Genomic DNA, 393 nt, shown 5'->3' with positions numbered 1-393 from the left:
CCGGCACGATCAACCAGATCCTGGTCAACACCGAGACCAACGCGCTCGCCGCCTTCTACGGCAGTCCGCTCAGCTACTGGAGCCGCCTCGACCTCTACTCGGCGGCCGGCTACTTCGGGAACGTCACCGGCACGCTGCGCATGGATGCCGGCGACCGCCTCGGCCTCGACGTCCGCATCGGCCAGGGCGGTGCCCTCTCGGCCAACGGCACCATCACGGGCACCGTCTCGGTCGGATCCGGCGGCCTGCTCGGCGGCTCGGGCACGGTGGGCGGGATCAGCGCGCTCACGGGCGGCACCGTGTCGCCGGGCAACTCGATCGGCACGCTCACCGTCACCGGCAGCGCCGCCTTCGCGCCCGGCTCGACCTACCGCGTCGAGGCCAACGCCGCCG

At 72.8% G+C, this 393-nt stretch carries 1 pseudogene; it reads left to right on the top strand.

Annotated features, from left to right (window positions below):
- A pseudogene (locus FVE89_RS30980) lies at nucleotides 1–393 on the top strand (autotransporter domain-containing protein); the annotation flags it as partial.

Source organism: Methylobacterium sp. 2A, assembly GCF_009806555.1.
GTDB lineage: Bacteria > Pseudomonadota > Alphaproteobacteria > Rhizobiales > Beijerinckiaceae > Methylobacterium.
The sequence above is the reverse complement of the archived record's forward strand: the minus strand, read 5'-3'. Positions and strand labels throughout refer to the sequence as shown.